Consider the following 15,910-nt stretch of genomic DNA (forward strand, 5'->3'; position numbering starts at 1 on the left):
GAGCATGAACAAAGTTCCCATTCCCACGACTACCCAATTGGGCTCATACTATTGGCAAGGCATCAACCACAAAGGTTTAAAGCTAAAAGGGACAATGCTCGCAATTTGTGAGGCACAAGTGGCAGAACAACTGAACGAGCGCGATATCAGTGTACGTCTTATTCGCCAAAAGCCATTACCAGGCTATTCCCGTATAAAACATAAAGTGAGGACGAAAGATCTCACTAATATAACCCGTCAGTGGGCGACTATGCTGGCGTCTGGTTTGCCTATCACGACGTCACTTAAACTCATCATGCAGAATCAAAAGCGTGCCGAACTGCGCTCGGTATTGTGGATGATAAGCCACCAACTCCAAGCTGGTCTGTCGGTATCAAGCGCTCTCAAGCACTCCTCTCGATACTTTGATGCCCTCTATATAGATATTGTCGACATGGGTGAAAAAACGGGTAATTTAGCCGCTTCATTAGAGCACATTGCTCAATATAGAGAAAAAACAGAGCAATTGACCTCGAGAGTCCAACGCGCTGCTATCTATCCCAGCTTGGTCGTTCTAACAGCATTAGCCGTCTCGCTATTAATGCTCACCAAAGTCATTCCCGAATTTGAAGCTCTATTCATCGGTTATGGTGCTGAGCTTCCATGGTTTACCCAGCAAGTTCTTTCATTATCACAAGCCGTGCAGCACCATAGTTTGAGTATTGGAACAATGAGTGTTCTGATTCCTGTTGCTTTTGTATCTATATATCGAAGCTCAGCTAGATTCAGGTATTGGTTAAGTCGTGTAACATTACATCTTCCCATTCTCGGAACCTTACTCCTCAAAAGCTGTATGGCGCGCTTTAGTCGTACACTGTCTACCAGTCTAAAGTCAGGCCTGCCCATTCTCACTAGCTTGGAAACAGCAGCACGTACAACAGACAATGCTTACTATCAGCACATCATCAGACATCTCATCCAACAAACAAGCGCGGGAATCGCTTTACATTCAACCATGCGCCAATCGAGAGACTTCCCCGAACTCATGGTGCAAATGATTATGATCGGTGAAGAGTCTGGGCGACTGGATGACATGCTGACTAGAGTCGCGAATCAATATGAAGCAGATATCGACGCAACTGTTGAAAGCCTTGCGAAAACACTTGAGCCGATTTTGATTCTTGCTTTAGGAGGTTTAGTGGGAAGTTTGGTGATCGCTATGTACCTGCCTATCTTTAACTTAATGAACATTATGGGATAGTATATCCACCTCAACTCAAAGACGACGTGCTCAAGCAACTGAAATTTTTATGGAACTTTTCAATTATTACCCATGGTTGTTTCCAACCCTAGCGACCCTTTTTGGTCTGATCATAGGCAGCTTTCTTAACGTCGTCATTCATCGCTTGCCTAAGATGATGGAACGAGAGTGGCGACATGAATGCGCAGAGAGTTTTCCAGAGTATGGCATTCAGCCACCTGAGGGGACTTATAATCTGAGTGTCCCTAGGTCAACTTGCCCAAGCTGTAACACTCAAATTCGTAATATTGATAATATTCCGCTGATCAGTTGGCTTGCTTTACGTGGTCAATGCCGAGCTTGTCAACACCGCATTTCCCCACGCTACCCTCTCGTTGAACTCATCTCGGGGTTAATGAGTTTCTCGATTGCTTACCAATTTGAACTGAGTGTGTTCGCCGTTGCCTTATTGTTCTTTACCTTTGTTTTAATAGCAGCAACTTTCATCGATCTCGATACTATGCTGTTGCCTGATCAATTAACCTTACCACTGATTTGGTCTGGGATAGCATTATCATTACTAGGCTTGAGCCCTGTGTCTTTGCAAGACTCTGTGACTGGAGCAATAGTAGGCTATTTGTGCCTATGGTCTATTTACTGGGGGTTCAAACTTCTCACTGGTAAAGAAGGCATGGGCTATGGTGATTTCAAGCTTCTTGCCGCACTAGGCGCTTGGTTAGGCTGGCAGTATTTGCCTATTATTGTTCTGCTTTCCTCACTCGTTGGATTACTTTTTGGCCTAATTCAACTACGACTACAAAAACAAGGGATAGACAAAGCCTTCCCGTTTGGCCCCTACCTTGCGATTGCAGGCTGGATCAGCGCAATGTGGGGAGAAAGCATCATCAACTGGTACTTTACACAAATTCTGGGGATCTAATATGCCTTTTGTCGTCGGCCTAACAGGCGGTATTGCCAGTGGGAAAACCACCGTCGCCAACCTCTTTCACGATCAGTTTGGTATTGAAATTGTTGATGCGGATATCATTGCCCGAGAAGTTGTTGAGCCAGGCAGTGAAGGACTGAAAGCGATAGAAGCACGATACGGTTCTAACATTTTACTGGCAGACGGAACGCTCAACCGAGCTAAACTAAGAGAAAGCATCTTTGCCTGTGACAAGGAAAAAGCTTGGATAAACCAACTGCTGCATCCCATGATTCGCGAAAAGATGCAGGCAGATATAGCCAAGGCTTCATCTCCTTATGCTTTGCTGGTTATTCCACTCATGGTTGAAAATAACCTCCAAAGCTTGGCAAACAGAGTATTGGTTGTCGATGTTGATGAGCAAGTACAACGGCAAAGAACCATGGAAAGAGATGAAGTCCCGATTGAACAAGTCGACGCTATCTTAGCCGCTCAAGCTAGCCGTTCACAACGACTGTCAATCGCAGACGATGTGATTAAAAATAATGCAACAAACCAAGAACTTTTGCCTCAAATCACAGAATTACATCAAAAGTACCTAGAAATATGTAGGGAAAATCGGTGAGAATAAAGGAAGAAGAATCAAAGGCCGCATGTAATGACAACGCACTTTTTTGAACATCCACTAAATGAGAAAACTCGCATATATTTACGTGTTGAAGCTTTGCTTAACCAATTAAGCGTTTCTTCTCAATTTGGTGATGACATGCAGCACTTATTGTTTTTCCGTTCTTTGTTTGATCTTTTGGAGATCTTCGAGCAAATCCAGCTAAAAAGTGAGCTGGCGAAAGATATTGAGAAACAGCGATTAACATACCGTTCTTGGCTTGATGTTGAAGGGGTGGATCAGGACATGTTGAGCAATGTGCTTAGCGAAGTCGATAATGTCCATAGTAAACTGATGGCTGCAGAGCGCTTTGGTCAAAGCCTCAAGGAAGATCGTTTTCTCAGTGCTATTCGTCAAAGATTTAACTTACCTGGCGGCTCTTGCTGTTTTGATTTACCTGCATTGCACCACTGGCTGCATTTACCTCTTGATCAAAAAAACAAAGACACTAAGCTTTGGTTAGATACGCTCCAACCACTCACCGATGCTCTCAAACTCTGGCTACGCCTAACTCGTGAAACAGGTCATTTTCAACCACAAGAAGCTCAGGCAGGCTTCTACCAAAGTGATGCCGAAGAAGCGAATATTTTGCGTCTAGAAATCCCGATGCAATATGGGGTATACCCCATGATTTCTGGTCATAAGAATCGTTTTGCAATCAAATTTATAAGCTTCGCATCTGGCCAAGCCTCCATTGATAATATTCAATTTCGTTTGGCCGTGTGTAGCTAACCCAATCACGCTATACTCGTCCAAATATCTAAATGTTCACAGAGAAAATCACATGCCCAAAACCACCATCGTACCCTGCCCTAAATGTGGCACCGACGTCGAATGGGGAGAGCAAAGCCCTCACCGCCCTTTCTGCAGCAAACAATGTCAGATGATAGATTTTGGTGAATGGGCAGATGAAGAAAATACCATCCCGGGAGCACCCGACATGTCGGATTCTGATGGCTGGTCTGAAGATCAATATTGAATCATCTTGGCACTTGAGAGACGAGCACAACCTAACAACAAACACATCCATTAAGTTTGGCTAACTAAAACCATAAAAAAACGGAGTCCAAAGGACTCCGTTTAATATGAGAACGCTAGTTATAGCATTACTTCTTAGCAAGTTTCTCTTTAATACGAGCTGACTTACCAGAACGCTCACGTAGGTAGTACAGTTTGGCACGACGTACTGCACCGCGGCGTTTAACTTCAATGCTATCAACCATTGGAGAGTGAGTTTGGAACGTACGCTCTACACCTTCACCGTTAGAAATCTTACGTACAGTGAATGCAGAGTGTAGACCACGGTTACGAATACCGATTACAACGCCTTCGAAAGCCTGTAGACGCTCACGGTCACCTTCTTTTACCTTAACTTGAACAACAACTGTGTCACCAGGTGCAAAGTTAGGCAGGTCTTTTTTCATTTGCTCTTCTTCAAGAGCCTTGATGATGTTACTCATTTTCAATATTCCTAGAATAAACTGATACTAAATTTAATAGGTTACTTCGCTTTGTGTTCTTTAATGAACTCTGCGAGTAATAGTTCCTGTTCGTCAGTCAGAGCTAGGTTTTCCAGGAGCTCTGGTCTTTTTAGCCAGGTACGGCCTAACGACTGCTTGAGCCGCCAACGACGAATGTCCTTGTGATTACCGGATTTCAGTACCGCAGGCACTTCTTCTCCATCTAATACTTCCGGACGCGTGTAATGTGGGCAATCCAATAAACCATTAGCAAAAGAGTCTTCTTCTGCTGATGCAAAATCACCCAGCACCCCCGGTATAAACCGAGAAACCGAGTCGATTAGCGTCATGGCTGGAATTTCTCCACCCGTCATCACAAAATCTCCAATTGACCATTCTTCGTCAACTTCAGATTGGATGACACGCTCATCTACCCCTTCATAGCGACCACAAATCAGAAGCAAATTCTCATTTGTTGCCAGCTCTTCAACCCCTTGTTGGTCAAGCTTACGACCTTGGGGAGATAGGTAAATGACTTTCGTCTTACCCGGTGAGGCTTTTTTAGCGGTATGGATAGCATCGCGCAAAGGCTGAACCATCATCAACATACCAGGGCCACCACCGTAAGGTCTGTCATCAACTGTACGATGCTTGTCATGAGTGAAATCACGAGGATTCCATGTCTCAACCGACAAGAGACCTTTTTTAACCGCTTGACCTGTTACTCCATAATCAGTAACGCTGCGGAACATTTCAGGAAATAGGCTAATTACGCCAACCCACATGTTTTTCACCAATATAAACTTGGTTCAATCGCTCCGTTACTTGGAGTTAGAATCCAGGATCCCAGTCAACTTCGATCCGTTGAGCTTCGCGATCAATCAACTTGATCACTTGCTCTTCAAGGAACGGAATTAATCGTTCCTTTTGCCCGAAAGCATCTTTTAGATTTGCTTTAACAACCAGAACATCGTTGGAACCCGTTTCCAGCATGTCAGAGACAGTGCCTAAGTCGTAACCTTTGTCGGTGACTACTTGCATTCCAATCAAATCACGCCAGTAGAACTCATCTTCTGGCAATTCCGGCAGTACCGCAGGGTCAATGGCGATTTCAAAGTTCGTCAGCAATTGCGCATCTTCACGCAAATCCAAACCTTCCAGCTTTACCACCAAACCTTTGTTATGGCGCTTCCAGCTTTCTACTTTACGCTCAACCCACTCGCCTTTTTGGTTAATAAACCAAGGCGTGTAATCAAATATGCTCTCAGTATTGTCTGTGTAGGAAAAAACTTTAAGCCAGCCACGAATGCCGTAAGAAGCACCAAACTTACCTACAACAATTTTCTCACTGCTCATCGTTTCTTTACCTTTCATCGACATAAGCTAATTACTACTTCTTGATTTAAGAATTAAGCCGCTTTTTGAGCGTCTTTAACTAGCTTAGCTACGCGGTCAGATAGAGATGCGCCTTGACCAACCCAGTGGTTAACGCGATCTAGGTCTAGACGTAGACCTTCTTCTTGACCTTTAGCTGTTGGGTTGAAGAAACCCACTTTCTCGATGAAACGGCCAGTTGCAGCATTGCGGCTGTCCGCTACTACGATTTGATAAAATGGACGCTTCTTAGCGCCGTGACGTGCCAAACGAATGGTTACCATGTCGTCCTCTTTGCTTTCTCAAAAATAAAATTAACCCCAGGAACCGCTTAACAAAAAACAGTTTGGGGTCTCGTGCCAAAATAAAGCTCCGGAATTTTACTCTTATTCCGGAGCAATGCAAGGTCTTTAGCTACTTTTTCACCAACATAAAATGGTATTTAAGTTTGTGACTCAGCTAACACCTTGAAATATTGCCGATGACTTAGCTTAACGCCCAAATGGGTTGAAGCCACCGCCGCCCATGCCACCCATCATGCCTTGCATATTGCGCATCATGCCTTTCATACCACCCTTCTGCATTTTCTTCATCATCTTCTGCATCTGAGTGAACTGCTTTAACAGGCGATTGACATCTTGAACTTGAGTACCCGAGCCCGCAGCAATACGCTTCTTACGTGATCCCTTGATCAATTCAGGACGTTGACGTTCTTTCATGGTCATTGAGTTAATGATGGCTTCCATTTGCTTAAACATCTTGTCATCGACTTTATCTTTGACGTTGTCTGGCAAATTGCTCATGCCTGGCAGCTTATCCATCATGCCCATCATGCCGCCCATGTTCTGCATCTGACCAAGTTGTTCACGGAAGTCTTCAAGGTCGAAACCTTTCTTCTCTTTGAACTTCTTCGCCAGTTTTTCTGCTTTCTCGGTATCAACATTACGCTGAAGGTCTTCAATAAGAGAAAGCACATCTCCCATGCCTAGGATACGAGAAGCAACACGATCTGGGTGGAATGGTTCTAATGCATCGATTTTCTCACCGACACCCAAGAACTTAATTGGTTTACCTGTGATGTGACGAACCGAAAGTGCTGCACCACCACGAGCATCACCATCGACTTTGGTTAGAATCACCCCCGTCAGTGGTAGTGCATCACCAAACGCTTTCGCAGTATTGGCGGCATCCTGACCTGTCATTGCATCGACAACAAATAGGGTTTCGACTGGGTCGATGGCGGTGTGAAGTTCTTGTATCTCCCCCATCATCTGCTCATCAATAGCTAGGCGACCCGCAGTATCGACAAGAAGAACGTCATAAAATTTCTTCTTCGCATGATCAATGGCCGCATTGGCAATATCAATCGGCTTTTGGTCAGGAGAGGATGGGAAAAAGTCGACACCAATGTCTGAAGCCAGTGTTTCTAGCTGTTTAATCGCCGCCGGGCGATAAACGTCCGCAGAGACTACAAGAACTTTCTTCTTATCTCTTTCTTTAAGTAGCTTAGAGAGCTTACCCACCGACGTAGTTTTACCCGCACCTTGCAGACCCGCCATCAAAATGACAGCTGGTGGCTGTGCAGCAAGGTTTAACGCTTCGTTAGATTCGCCCATAACGGCTTCAAGTTCAGATTGAACAATCTTTATGAACTCTTGGCCTGGCGTTAAAGATTTAGAAACCTCAACACCCACCGCGCCTTCTTTAACGCGTTTGACAAAATCACGTACAACCGGAAGAGCGACGTCGGCTTCAAGCAGCGCCATACGCACTTCGCGTAACGTGTCTTTTATATTGTCTTCGGTCAAACGACCTTTACCGCTGATGTTCTTCAGCGTTTTGGATAATCGATCCGTTAAATTCTCAAACATCTTAGTCTCTTTACCTGAGCGACTCACAGTGTAGTCGCCCTAAAAATGACGACAAATTATTGTGAGTATACCTTAGCCAGCCCACCCTTTGCACTGCCGCGATAACATTTGCTCTCTGATGAGACACAAATCAGGGAGATAAGTCATAGCCCAAGCGGTTGATGCAGGGTATAATTTGTTAAAAATTAACCCGATCTTTAAGAGAAGAATGGATAACTTAATCGCCGTTGCTGCTGCTGTGCTCTATTTCTTAGCAATCGCAACCATAGTACCAGGCCTTGTACATCAAACAGGGATCCGAGCCAAAACTGTCTTTATCAGTGCATTCTTAGCGCTCGCTTTTCATGCCTGGCTATTAAGTGATCTGATTATTGAGGGTTCAGGACAGAACCTTAGCATTCTCAATGTCGCCTCATTGATTAGCTTTATTATTTCTCTGGTCCTAAGCCTAGCTATGCTTAGAACACGTTTGTGGTTCTTACTTCCCGTTGTATATAGCTTTGCTGCGATTAACCTATCTGCCGCAGCCTTCTTGCCGAGTACCTTCATTACTCACTTAGAACAAGATCCTAAATTACTGATCCACATTTCTTTAGCGTTGTTTTCCTATTCAACGCTAACCATAGGCGCATTATACGCCCTACAGCTGGCATGGTTAGATCATAAACTTAAAGCGAAAAAAGCTTTAGTGATCAACCCTAACTTGCCACCACTTCTGATGGTTGAACGACAATTGTTTAACATCATCCTTGTCGGTAACTTGCTTTTAACGGGAACGCTAATAACGGGTTTTGTGTTTGTGCAGGATATGTTCGCTCAAGGAAAAGCGCACAAAGGCATCTTGTCGTTTATTGCGTGGGTAGTGTACTCGATACTGCTTTGGGGACATTATCAAAAGGGCTGGCGTGGTCGTAAAGTCACATGGTTTGCCGTAGCAGGTGCAACCTTATTGACGCTAGCTTACTTCGGTAGTCGCTTTGTTCGTGAGATCATTCTTAACTAATTGATATTCAAAGGTGCATACAGTGCACCTTTCTTTTACAATACTTCGCCCGCAACCTGAGATTGACTTGGCGCTTTAGTTAGGTCATAAATTAATCAAACATCAAAAGGAAAAGATAAGTTTTGGACGACATATCAACGGGTATCTTGTTTGCGCTACTCGCGTGTCTGATTGTTATTTCAGGATATTTCTCAGGTTCAGAGACTGGTATGATGGCCCTGAATCGCTATCGCCTAAAGCACCTTGCAAATCATGGACATAAAGGTGCTAAGCGAGTCGAGAAACTCTTAGATCGCCCAGATCGTTTGATTGGTTTAATTCTGATTGGCAATAACTTAGTCAACATTCTCGCCTCTGCCATCGCCACCATTCTTGGTATGCGCTTATACGGCGATATCGGTGTGGCAATTGCCACTGGTGCTCTAACTATGGTGATTCTCGTCTTTGCGGAAGTCACCCCAAAAACACTGGCGGCGCTCTATCCTGAGCGAGTCTCCTATGCCAGCAGTATTTTACTCAGTATTTTGATGAGGCTACTTTCACCCCTAGTGATGTTAGTAAACTTCATTACCAATGGTTTTATCCGTTTACTTGGGATTCGAGCGAATCATGGTGGTGATGATCACCTGAGCTCAGAAGAACTGCGCACAGTGGTCAATGAAGCAGGTAGTCTGATCCCGAGGCGTCACCAAGATATGTTGATCTCAATACTCGATCTTGAGCATGTGACTGTGAATGACATCATGGTGCCAAGAAACGAGATTACCGGTATTGATATTAATGACGACTGGAAATCGATTGTTCGTCAGCTGACCCACTCACCTCATGGTCGAGTCGTGCTTTACCGAGATCAGATTGACGAAGTCGTTGGCATGCTACGCTTACGAGAATCTTATCGCTTAATGCTAGAAAAGAACGAGTTTAATAAAGAAACACTACTGAGAGCCGCTGACGAAGTGTACTTCATTCCAGAAGGAACACCACTCAATATTCAGCTACTTAAATTCCAGCGCAATAAAGAACGCATTGGCCTGATCGTTAACGAATATGGTGACATCATCGGCTTGATCACTCTAGAAGATATTCTGGAAGAAATCGTAGGTGAGTTTACTACGTCCATTGCACCAAGCCTCTCCGATGAAATCACGCCCCAAGGCGATGGCAGTTTCCTGATCGAAGGCAGCGCCAACATTCGAGATATTAACAAAGGTCTGATGTGGAAATTACCGACCGACGGACCAAGAACATTAAATGGCTTGATTCTAGAACACCTAGAAGATATTCCTGAAAGCCACTTGAGTGTTCAGGTATCGGGGCATCCGATGGAAATTGTCGAGCTGGAAGAAAACCGTATTAAGCTAGTCAAAGTTTTTCCAAGTAGTGTTAAAGAAAGCTAATTACCAATAGATAGCACGCTACAAAATAATAAAGCCTTGGCACTGCCAAGGCTTTTTCTTCACTTAAGAATTTATTCTTCGTTTATACTGAATAGACTTTCCATATTCAGCCCCTGTTTTATCAGGATCTCTCTCAAGCGGCGTAAGCCTTCGACTTGGATCTGGCGAACGCGTTCACGAGTTAAATTGATTTCTCGTCCCACTTCTTCCAAGGTAGAGGGTTCATACCCTAGTAGTCCAAATCGACGAGCCAGTACTTCTTTCTGCTTCGGATTTAGCTCATCTAACCAGTGGATCAATGAAGACTTAATATCATCATCTTGAGTGGATACTTCTGGGTCCGAGTTATTTACATCTGGAATAATGTCCAGAAGCGCTTTCTCACCATCACCACCAATCGGTGTATCAACGGAGCTAATGCGTTCGTTGAGGCGTAGCATCTTACTGACATCGTCAACAGGCTTATCCAGCTGTGATGCAATCTCTTCTGCCGTTGGTTCATGGTCGAGCTTTTGTGATAGCTCTCGAGCAGTACGCAAATAAATATTGAGCTCTTTGACAACATGAATTGGCAAACGAATGGTACGAGTCTGATTCATCAGGGCACGTTCAATAGTCTGACGAATCCACCATGTGGCGTAAGTGGAAAATCGGAAACCTCTTTCAGGGTCAAACTTCTCAACCGCTCGGATCAATCCAAGGTTGCCCTCTTCAATTAAGTCGAGTAAGGCAAGACCACGATTGCTATATCGACGAGATATTTTTACGACTAGACGAAGGTTACTTTCAATCATACGTTTACGCGCAGCTTCGTCGCCTCTTAAGGCACGGCGAGCGTACAACACTTCTTCTTCTGCGGTGAGTAGCGGAGAAAAACCGATTTCCCCTAAGTAAAGTTGGGTGGCATCCAGACTCTTTGTGGAAGCGTCAAATTCCTCTTTGGCGTCCTCAGATTGGGTGCGGTTGGTAGTAGTCTGTTCGCTTGCTTGAATCGATTCCATTGTAGGTCCAAGCTCAAACTCTTCGACTTTCGTTGCTGCATTGCTGATACTCATAGCGCCTCCCCCTGGCGAGCTAGCAAGACATTACTACTTCTAATGTCGCTATAAACCTATAAAGTATTAGGGTAAGTAGCGTTTTGGATTCACCGACTTACCTTGATAGCGAATTTCAAAGTGTAGACGAACACTGTTGGTTCCAGAACTGCCCATTGTTGCGATTTTCTGGCCTGCTTTTACACTTTGTCCTTCGTGTACGAGCAACCGTTCATTGTGCGCATAAGCACTGAGATAATTATCGTTATGTTTGATAATCACGAGATTACCATAACCGCGCAGTGCATTACCCGAATATACAACGGTGCCACTAGCTGTAGACGATATCGGCTGACCTCGCTGTCCTGCAATGTCGATGCCTTTATTCCCTTGGTCTCCAGCTGAGAAGTTTTTGATTACCCTCCCTTTAGTTGGCCATAACCATCGAGAAATCTTCTCATTCTTTGGTTTAGGACCACTGACTGGTTTGTTAACGTTTTGTTTACTTTTAGAACCAACATACTCCTTTGATTTTGATTGATCAACCTTCTTAATTGGTTCTTTTTTGGCCACACTCGGTTTGCTTTGTGTGCCCTTGTTGCTAACTGATTGATTCGAGTTTTTACTCGAATTTACAGAAGGAGTTGAGGCTACGGCAACAGCCACAGGTGGGGATACCGTACCCGCACCAGTACCACCATACGCTGGCGGGTTATACGCAGGCTGCCAAAGTTTCAATTTTTGGCCTGGAAAAATGGTGTAAGGCTTAGTTAAACCATTGTAACGAATGATATCTTTTACATCTTTATCTGTGACGTACGCAATAAAGTAAAGCGTGTCACCTTTCTTGACTTGGTAGTAACTGCCTCGATAGCTCCCACGGGAAATCGAGCTGTAGTCTTTGTTTAAGCCTGAAACTGGCGCTGGGGAATGAGCAGCACATCCGATTAATATGCTACTCACAGCCACAACAGGAAAAAATTTAGACCACTGCATCATAGTTAAGCGAGTTCACCAGCAATGAGGGGAACAAAACGCACATCCTCAATAATTTGAGATAAAAATTCATTATTCTGGCGAGTAATTTTGAGTAACTTTTGGACATCCTCACCGACGGGAATCACCAGTATTCCACCTTCAACCAACTGCTCAAGCAACACTGGTGGAACTGAAGCGGCCGCAGCAGTGACAATGATCGCATCAAATGGCCCTTTTGCAGCCCAACCTTGCCAACCGTCTCCATGCTTAGTTGAAACATTATAGATATCCAGTTGCTTAAGGCGGCGCTTTGCCTCCCATTGAAGCGATTTAATACGCTCGATCGAATACACGTGATCCACTAACTGAGCCAACACCGCAGTTTGATAGCCTGATCCAGTCCCAACCTCCAAGACTTGACTTGTCTGGCTAAGTTCAAGCATTTCTGTCATCTTTGCCACAATGTACGGTTGAGAGATAGTCTGCCCTTGACCAATTGGTAGCGCATTGTTGTCATAAGCTTGGTGCATCATAGCCTGAGATACAAAACGTTCTCTCGGTACGGTATAAATCGCGTTGATCACCCTTTGATCCTGAATGCCGCTGGCGACCAAAAAGTCAATCAATCGGTCGGCATGGGGATTCGTCATTCTTATTCGTCCTTTAACCAATTATCCATACTGCGTAACGACTCATGTGCCGTCAGATCAACTTGCAACGGGGTCAGAGAAACCAAGCCTTGTTCAATAGCATAAAAGTCCGTCCCTTCCCCAGCATCTTGCTCCTTCCCAGGAGGCCCTAACCAATAAATATCATGCCCTCGTGGATCTTGCTGCTTGATCATCGCTTCAGCGTGATGACGCGCACCTAAACGAGTCACACTGATTTCTTTCACATCTTCAAGTGGAAGATCCGGAATATTGACATTTAACAATCGATTAGTAGGGATAGGTGACGATAGATGCTGTTTGACAATTTGACGGGCAATTTGGGCTGCTGTAGAAAAATGCGTTTTACCCACCAATGAAAATGCGATCGATTGAACCCCTAAAAAATGGCCTTCCATCGCAGCTGCCACCGTTCCAGAGTACAACACATCATCCCCTAAATTCGCCCCATGATTAATGCCTGTTAAAACCAAATCTGGCAGATCAACTTTCATAAGCTCATTCAACGCAAAGTGCACACAATCGGTTGGGGTTCCCTGAACAGAGTAGACTCCTTCCGAAAGCACTTTTACTCGCAAAGGCTGCTCGAGCGTAAGTGAGTTTGATGCACCGGAGCGATTTCTGTCTGGGGCAACGATAGTAATATCAGCCAAATCTCTCAAAGCATCAGCCAAAGCATGAATCCCTTCGGCATGCACACCATCATCATTACTGAGCAGGATTTTTAGTGCTTTCTCGCTCATTCGTAACTGCGCTCCACTTCCAGTTCTTGGATCAACTCGCGGATAATTGCGGTCGCAAAACAACCCGCATCTAATGAAAAACGTAAGGTGATCGCGTCATGCTCTGCCTTCCACGTCAAGTTTTGAGGTTTCAGTGCTATGTTACGACGGTCATGACGCATACGATTTCCGCGAATCAGAGCCATCAAATCCGGTTCTGCCTCTAGGTGAGGTAGCTCAAGTTCTAGAGCCTTAGCTTTTGTGGGTAAAGCATTATCACCAGCCATTGCCGCCGTGATCTGTAGGGCTCCTTTTTCAACCTTCTCATTTAACTCCACCAGCATCTCTGAGGTTGCACTCATGATTCCCTCAGGCGCTTGCAGGCAGTCCCCTTCAATTACCTGATTAAACAGCTCTTGCTCAATACGAGCAGAAACAATGGTATTAAATATCCATGAACGAGCAGCTGAAAGATATAGGCTGCGCTTATTCTGATTACGGGTTCGAACATTGTCGCGCCCCCAACGTCGAGCTTCACTCAAGTTATTCCCGTCGTGCCCAAAACGCTGGCTACCAAAGTAGTTCGGTACACCGTACTGGCCAACTAACTCTAACCGCTTGAGAACATCGTCAACCTCACTCACTTCCGTCAGAGTAATGATAAACTCATTTCCTACTAGATCTCCCGGACGCAGTTTTTTGTTGTGCCGACAAGTCTCAAGAATCTCGATAGTGGGGTACTGAGCAAGAAACGCACTAAAGTCAGGTGTCTCACCTTTAGGCAAATGGACACTCAACCACTGTTCCGTCACAGCATGTCGATCTTTAAGCCCTGCCCAACTGACATCTTTTGATTTGACGCCGCACACTTTAGCAAGTTCATTTGCCACAAAACTGGTGTTTTCACCTGTTTTACGGATTCGCACCATCAAGTGCTCTCCCTCACCAGAAAAAGCAAAACCCAAGTTTTCAATAACCTGAAAGTGCTGTGGCTTGGCTTTTAGCTTACCTGTTGCTTTAGGCTTGCCATTTAGATAAACGAGGGAAGATAAAATATCAGTCATAGTATTACCGTTACGCCCTAAGCTTTCACTCCCAAGGCGTCATGATTTATTGTGGTTTGATAAGGAGTACAACGGCTTCCGTCGCGATCCCTTCTTTACGGCCAGTAAAGCCAAGGCGCTCCGTCGTTGTTGCTTTGACGTTTACATTACTGATGTCAGTTTCTAAATCTTGAGCGATAACCTCACACATTGCGTCAATATGAGGCGCCATTTTCGGAGCCTGAGCCATAATAGTGACATCGGCATTACCAAGGATGTAACCTTGCTCTTTAACTCGGCGGTACACATCGCGAAGCAAATCCCGGCTATTAGCCCCTTTCCATTCATCATCAGTATCTGGAAAATGCCGCCCAATATCACCTGCAGAAATTGCCCCTAGCAACGCATCGCACAATGCATGCAAGGCAACATCACCATCAGAATGAGCAATCAAACCTTGCTCGTACGGTACTGAAACGCCACCAATAATTACCGGGCCTTCACCACCAAATTTATGGACATCGAAGCCATGACCAATACGAATCATCATTTATCCTTTATTACGATTGAGATAAAACTCTGCGAGCGCTAGATCTTCGGGCTGTGTAATTTTTATATTGTCTGCCGAGCCCTGAACCAAAGCTGGAGATTGCCCGGACCACTCTAGGGCCGAGGCCTCGTCAGTGATGGTGGCACCTCGTGAAAGCGCCTCCTCTAACACAGTGGTCAGTTGCTCAGTTTTAAACATTTGTGGAGTCAGTGCATGCCACAGTGCTTCTCTATCTACAGTATGAGCAATGTTTTGATCTCTGTTTGCTCTTTTCATTGTATCTCTGACCGGTGAGGCAAGAATCCCGCCCACAGGGTGTTGTAAAGACACATCAATTAACTTGTCTAAATCTTGCTGTTTTACGCATGGTCTGGCGGCATCGTGTACCATCACCCAATCAGCAAGCCGATGATCATGAACAAACTTGAGCCCCGACAACACGGAATCAGCTCGCTCTTTTCCTCCAGCCACTTTTATCACCTGAGGGTTTTGAGCAATAGCTAGCAATGGGAAATATGGATCACCATCAGTAATCGATACGATAACCGTACTTACCTTAGGATGTTGCAGTAGCTTCTCAACCGTATGCTCAAGAACGGCTTTACCATTAATAGTGAGGTACTGTTTTGGGCGGTCAGCCTGCATACGACTGCCGACACCTGCCGCTGGAACAATAGCGACTATAGAGAAACTCGATTTTGTCATGCCTAGCGTTCATCTCCGACAATGCGGTAAAACGTCTCACCTTCTTTGACCATGCCTAATTCATGACGCGCGCGTTCTTCTATTGCGTCAAGCCCTTGGCGTAGGTCATCAATTTCAGCGAACATTTCATTATTCCGATTTTGCAAATTTCCATTCACTTGATGCTGAACTTCTATTTCAGCATTAACCGACTGAAATTCAGAAATGCCATTTTTCCCCAGCCACAGTGTGTACTGTAGCCAGCCTAATAAAAGAAGTAAGGTTAGGGCAAAAATCCGCATAAAATATTCTAAG

At 44.8% G+C, this 15,910-nt stretch carries 20 protein-coding genes; 7 read left to right on the forward strand and 13 right to left on the reverse strand.

The window, feature by feature from the left end; translation table 11 throughout:
* Window positions 1-4: 4 nt before the first annotated feature.
* Genes L1D23_RS07965 through yacG form a run of 5 tightly spaced genes read left to right on the forward strand, consistent with a single transcriptional unit; the run spans window position 5 to window position 3,790 of the window.
* The gene (locus L1D23_RS07965) at window positions 5-1,240 is read left to right on the forward strand and encodes a type II secretion system F family protein (protein ID WP_239865253.1); all 1,236 of its coding nucleotides are present in this window, start codon (window positions 5-7) and stop codon (window positions 1,238-1,240) included.
* Between the two features lie 49 nt (window positions 1,241-1,289).
* Window positions 1,290-2,159 carry an A24 family peptidase gene (locus tag L1D23_RS07970; RefSeq protein WP_239865255.1) on the forward strand — a complete coding sequence of 290 codons (870 nt, stop codon included), beginning with the start codon at window positions 1,290-1,292 and terminating at the stop codon, window positions 2,157-2,159.
* A gap of 1 nt (window position 2,160) precedes the next feature.
* Window positions 2,161-2,769 (forward strand): dephospho-CoA kinase, encoded by a 609-nt coding sequence (gene coaE / locus L1D23_RS07975; RefSeq protein WP_239865257.1) that lies wholly within the window; start codon window positions 2,161-2,163, stop codon window positions 2,767-2,769.
* Between the two features lie 33 nt (window positions 2,770-2,802).
* On the forward strand, window positions 2,803-3,543 hold the full coding sequence (gene zapD / locus L1D23_RS07980; protein ID WP_239865259.1) for a cell division protein ZapD: 741 nt from the start codon (window positions 2,803-2,805) through the stop codon (window positions 3,541-3,543).
* A gap of 52 nt (window positions 3,544-3,595) precedes the next feature.
* The gene (yacG, locus tag L1D23_RS07985) at window positions 3,596-3,790 is read left to right on the forward strand and encodes a DNA gyrase inhibitor YacG (RefSeq protein ID WP_239837820.1); all 195 of its coding nucleotides are present in this window, start codon (window positions 3,596-3,598) and stop codon (window positions 3,788-3,790) included.
* 127 nt (window positions 3,791-3,917) lie between these two features.
* On the opposite strand, the gene rplS is transcribed toward yacG, so the two are convergent.
* The 5 genes from rplS to ffh all read right to left on the reverse strand — a co-directional run bounded on the left by rplS (window position 3,918) and on the right by ffh (window position 7,516).
* Window positions 3,918-4,271: a 50S ribosomal protein L19 gene (rplS, locus tag L1D23_RS07990; protein ID WP_045977783.1), complete on the reverse strand. Its 354-nt coding sequence runs from the start codon at window positions 4,269-4,271 to the stop codon at window positions 3,918-3,920.
* Window positions 4,272-4,312: 41 nt separating this feature from the next.
* Window positions 4,313-5,056 carry a tRNA (guanosine(37)-N1)-methyltransferase TrmD gene (gene trmD, locus L1D23_RS07995; RefSeq protein ID WP_239865261.1) on the reverse strand — a complete coding sequence of 248 codons (744 nt, stop codon included), beginning with the start codon at window positions 5,054-5,056 and terminating at the stop codon, window positions 4,313-4,315.
* A 46-nt stretch (window positions 5,057-5,102) separates the two neighbouring features.
* Window positions 5,103-5,651 (reverse strand): ribosome maturation factor RimM, encoded by a 549-nt coding sequence (rimM, locus tag L1D23_RS08000; protein WP_239865263.1) that lies wholly within the window; start codon window positions 5,649-5,651, stop codon window positions 5,103-5,105.
* A gap of 29 nt (window positions 5,652-5,680) precedes the next feature.
* Entirely contained in the window at window positions 5,681-5,929 is a 249-nt protein-coding gene (gene rpsP / locus L1D23_RS08005) for a 30S ribosomal protein S16 (protein WP_005438039.1), read from the reverse strand.
* A 207-nt stretch (window positions 5,930-6,136) separates the two neighbouring features.
* Window positions 6,137-7,516, reverse strand: a complete 1,380-nt coding sequence (gene ffh / locus L1D23_RS08010; protein WP_239865265.1) for a signal recognition particle protein — start codon at window positions 7,514-7,516, stop codon at window positions 6,137-6,139.
* 208 nt (window positions 7,517-7,724) lie between these two features.
* Here ffh and L1D23_RS08015 point away from each other — a divergent pair, with 208 nt between their 5' ends.
* Window positions 7,725-8,519, forward strand: a complete 795-nt coding sequence (locus L1D23_RS08015) for an inner membrane protein YpjD (RefSeq protein ID WP_239837824.1) — start codon at window positions 7,725-7,727, stop codon at window positions 8,517-8,519.
* Window positions 8,520-8,641: 122 nt separating this feature from the next.
* Window positions 8,642-9,916, forward strand: a complete 1,275-nt coding sequence (locus L1D23_RS08020) for a CNNM domain-containing protein (protein WP_239865267.1) — start codon at window positions 8,642-8,644, stop codon at window positions 9,914-9,916.
* Between the two features lie 71 nt (window positions 9,917-9,987).
* Here the strand turns inward: L1D23_RS08020 and rpoS are convergent, their stop codons facing one another.
* The 8 genes from rpoS to ftsB form a co-directional block, all read right to left on the reverse strand.
* Window positions 9,988-10,971, reverse strand: coding sequence for an RNA polymerase sigma factor RpoS (rpoS, locus tag L1D23_RS08025; RefSeq protein WP_239865269.1), 984 nt, complete (start codon window positions 10,969-10,971; stop codon window positions 9,988-9,990).
* Window positions 10,972-11,037: 66 nt separating this feature from the next.
* Entirely contained in the window at window positions 11,038-11,949 is a 912-nt protein-coding gene (gene nlpD / locus L1D23_RS08030) for a murein hydrolase activator NlpD (RefSeq protein ID WP_239865272.1), read from the reverse strand.
* Window positions 11,950-11,951: 2 nt separating this feature from the next.
* The gene (locus L1D23_RS08035) at window positions 11,952-12,578 is read right to left on the reverse strand and encodes a protein-L-isoaspartate(D-aspartate) O-methyltransferase (RefSeq protein ID WP_239865274.1); all 627 of its coding nucleotides are present in this window, start codon (window positions 12,576-12,578) and stop codon (window positions 11,952-11,954) included.
* A gap of 2 nt (window positions 12,579-12,580) precedes the next feature.
* Window positions 12,581-13,339, reverse strand: a complete 759-nt coding sequence (surE, locus tag L1D23_RS08040; protein ID WP_239865277.1) for a 5'/3'-nucleotidase SurE — start codon at window positions 13,337-13,339, stop codon at window positions 12,581-12,583.
* On the reverse strand, window positions 13,336-14,382 hold the full coding sequence (truD, locus tag L1D23_RS08045) for a tRNA pseudouridine(13) synthase TruD (protein WP_239865278.1): 1,047 nt from the start codon (window positions 14,380-14,382) through the stop codon (window positions 13,336-13,338). Before truD ends, surE begins: the two co-directional genes overlap by 4 nt.
* A 46-nt stretch (window positions 14,383-14,428) precedes the next feature.
* Window positions 14,429-14,908, reverse strand: coding sequence for a 2-C-methyl-D-erythritol 2,4-cyclodiphosphate synthase (gene ispF / locus L1D23_RS08050; RefSeq protein WP_239865428.1), 480 nt, complete (start codon window positions 14,906-14,908; stop codon window positions 14,429-14,431).
* A 3-nt stretch (window positions 14,909-14,911) separates the two neighbouring features.
* Window positions 14,912-15,616 carry a 2-C-methyl-D-erythritol 4-phosphate cytidylyltransferase gene (ispD, locus tag L1D23_RS08055; protein WP_239865279.1) on the reverse strand — a complete coding sequence of 235 codons (705 nt, stop codon included), beginning with the start codon at window positions 15,614-15,616 and terminating at the stop codon, window positions 14,912-14,914.
* 2 nt (window positions 15,617-15,618) lie between these two features.
* Window positions 15,619-15,897 carry a cell division protein FtsB gene (gene ftsB, locus L1D23_RS08060; RefSeq protein ID WP_239865280.1) on the reverse strand — a complete coding sequence of 93 codons (279 nt, stop codon included), beginning with the start codon at window positions 15,895-15,897 and terminating at the stop codon, window positions 15,619-15,621.
* Window positions 15,898-15,910: the final 13 nt, after the last annotated feature.

Source organism: Vibrio sp. Isolate24 (assembly GCF_022398215.1).
In the GTDB taxonomy this organism is placed as follows: Bacteria; Pseudomonadota; Gammaproteobacteria; order Enterobacterales; family Vibrionaceae; genus Vibrio; species Vibrio coralliilyticus_A.